Annotated in this window: 3 protein-coding genes and 1 pseudogene; all 4 read left to right on the top strand. The window is 71.9% G+C overall.

The features are described from left to right. Positions 1–333: pseudogene (locus tag I0C86_RS41820) on the top strand (hypothetical protein); the annotation flags it as partial. Between the two features lie 53 nt (positions 334–386). After that, the gene (locus I0C86_RS45320; RefSeq protein ID WP_196206849.1) at positions 387–1778 is read left to right on the top strand and encodes an O-antigen ligase family protein; all 1392 of its coding nucleotides are present in this window, start codon (positions 387–389) and stop codon (positions 1776–1778) included. Positions 1779–1800: 22 nt separating this feature from the next. Next, complete coding sequence (locus I0C86_RS41810) at positions 1801–2652, top strand: glycosyltransferase family 2 protein (RefSeq protein ID WP_196206848.1); 852 nt, start codon at positions 1801–1803, stop codon at positions 2650–2652. Positions 2653–2657: 5 nt separating this feature from the next. Continuing rightward, on the top strand, positions 2658–2949 hold a 292-nt coding region (locus I0C86_RS41805), incomplete at its 3' end, for a glycosyltransferase (protein ID WP_323374163.1).

Raw genomic sequence — 2949 nt, 5'->3', positions numbered from 1 at the left:
GCCGGCCAGGCGATCGTCGGCTCGCCACGCCCCGCGGCGGCCCCCGCCATGACCCCGGCACCCGCGGCCCGGTCGGCACCGGCGTCCGGCGGAACCGCCCGGGAGGCCACCCAGCCCCTGTCGATGAGCGCCGCCCGCGCCACCGCCGGATTCGGCCCGCCCGATCGGCTCGGCGCACACTCCGCCGACGATCGGGGCCCCGCCCCGGACCGGACCGGCGAGCGGGCGGGCCCGGGCGGCCCGGACCGGGCGGAGTTCCGCAACGGCACGCCGTCCGACGAGACCGTCCTGCTGACCACTGTCCGCAACCCCGCCGACGAGCCGTCCCAATGACCAGCGGGAACCCCACGAGCGCCGGCTGACGGTGCAGGGACGAGACGAGCGACGTGCCGACCTACCTATCCGCGCGGCGGTCCGACACGGTGTACGACGGCATCGCCCCCGCCGTACGCCACTTCCCGGACGCGACGGCCGCGGTCATCGCGTCGATCATGCTGGCCTACCTGCTCCCCTTCCGGTTGGTCTTTCCGCCGCTGAGTGACCTGGGCAAGCCGGGGCTGATGGTGGGGTTCGGCCTGCTGGTCTGGTGGGCGCTGAGTCGGCTGCATCCCACCCTGCTCACCCGGGGACAGCAGCCGATGCGTTGGGCGATGGCGATCTACCTCGTCAGCCTCTTCCTGTCGTACGTCGCCGGGCAGGGCCGGGGCATGCCTCCGCTGGAGGCGAACGGCGCCGAACGGACCCTGTTGATGGCGCTGGCCGGCGCGGGGATCCTGCTCGCCACGGCCGACGGGGTACTGACCCGGGAACGCGTCGACAAGGTGCTCAGGTGGTTCTGTTGGGGCTGTTCGTTCATGGCCTTCGTCGCGCTGACCCAGTTCATGTTCCGGATCGACCTGACGACGTACATGAAGCTGCCCCCGTTGCTGACCTTCCACAAGGAGGTCGTCGGGTTCCGCGACCGGGGCGGCGACGGGCTGGTCCGGGTCGCCGGCACCGCCGGGCACTACATCGAGTTCAGCGTGCTGATGGTGATCGGCCTGGTGGTGGCGATCCACTTCGCCCGGTTCTCGACGAGCCGGCGGGACCGGCAGATCTACGGGGCGCTGGCGATGTTCCAGGCCGGCGTCATCCCGATCTCGCTGTCCCGGACCGGTGTGCTCGCCCTGGGCGCCGCCATCCTGCTGTTCATCCTGGTCTGGCCGCTGCGTACCACCTTCAACGTCCTGGTGGTCGGCTGCTTTCTCACCGCGTTGATCCAGGTCGTCCGGCCCGGTCTGCTGGCCGCGATCAAGTCGTTGCTGCTGGCCGGCGAGAACGACCCCAGTGTGCAGGCCCGGGTGGAGGACTACGACTACGTCACGCCGTTCATCCACGAACGGCCGTGGCTCGGGCGCGGCATCGGCACCTTCCTGCCCGAGCTGTACCAGCTCCTCGACAACCAGTGGCTGACCACCCTCGTCCAGGGCGGCATCATCGGGGTGGTCGGGCTCGCCGCCTTCTTCCTGTCCGGTGTGGTGGTCGCGGGTCGGGTCCGCCGGTTCGCCCGGACGGAGCGGGACCGGGATCTCGCGTCGGTGCTCGCGGTGGCGATCGGGGTCGCCGGGGTCTCCGGCTTCACCTTCGACTCGATGTACTTCACGACCTTCTTCATCACGGTGCACGTGCTCCTCGGGCTGATCGGGGCGCTGTGGCGGCTCACCAGGGCGGAACGCACCAATCGGATCGAGTCGGGGCGCCCGGGCCGCCCGGCCGACGGGGTGGAGGCAACGGCATGACCGAGCGGAGGTGGGCGGTCGGATGACCGGCGACGGCGGCATCGACATCCTCATGATCACGTACGACCGACCGGAGTACGTCCGGTTGTCGCTGCCCCACCTGCTCCGTACGTGCCCGGCGGACGCCCGCGTCTGGCTCTGGCACAACGGCACCGACCGGCCGACCCTGGACGCGGTCGAGGTGTTTCGCCATCACCCACGGGTGCACCGGTTCCGGCACAGCCCGGCCAACGCGGGGCTGACCGAGCCCACCAACTGGCTGTGGCAGTCCGCGACCGGGACGTACCTGAGCAAGGTGGACGACGACTGCCTGCCCGATCCGGACTGGCTGAGGATCCTGCGCCGGGCGCACCGGGACGTACCGGAGTTCGGCGTGATCGGCACCTGGCGCTTCCCCGACGAGGACGTCGACGACGACCTGGTCGCGGCCAAGCTGGCCGACTATCCCGGCGGGCACCGCCTGTTCCGCAACCACTGGGTGCAGGGCAGCGGTTACCTGCTCCGGCGCGAGACCCTGGACCAGGTCGGCCCGCTCACCGGCGGGGAGACCTTCACCGCCTGGTGCCTGCGCGCGGCCCGGCTCGGCTGGGTGAACGGCTGGTACCACCCGTTCCTGCCCGAGGACCACATGGACGACCCACGCAGTCCGCACACCATCTACCGCACCGATGCCGACTTCATGGCCCGCCGGCCGCTCTCGGCCCGCCGTACCGGGGTGACCACCGTCGCGGACTGGACGGCCCAGATGCGGCACTCGGCCCGGGTGGTCCAGGCGGCCCCACTGGACCTGCGGGAATACCGGGGTTGGCGACTGCGCCGACGCAACGCCACCCGCCGGCTCCGGCTCGCGTTGACCGGGCGGGCACCGTGGTGACCAGCGTGGTCATTGCCGCGCACAACGAGGCGGCGGTGCTCGGCCGGACCCTGCGGACGCTGTTGTCGGACGCCGAACCGGGCGAGTTCGACGTGGTCGTGGCGGCCAACGGCTGCACCGACACGACGGCCCAGGTGGCCGGCTCGGTGCCCGGGGTCACCGTGTGCGAACTGGCCGCGCCGTCGAAACCGGCCGCGCTGAACGCGGGTGACCGGGCGGCGCGGGGCTTCCCCCGGATCTACCTCGACGCCGACATCGAACTGACCACGGCCGGCGCCCGCGCCCTCGCCGCCGCGG

This window comes from Plantactinospora alkalitolerans, from assembly GCF_015690345.1.
Lineage (GTDB): Bacteria > Actinomycetota > Actinomycetes > Mycobacteriales > Micromonosporaceae > Plantactinospora > Plantactinospora alkalitolerans.
This window is presented reverse-complemented; position numbering and strand designations above follow the sequence as displayed.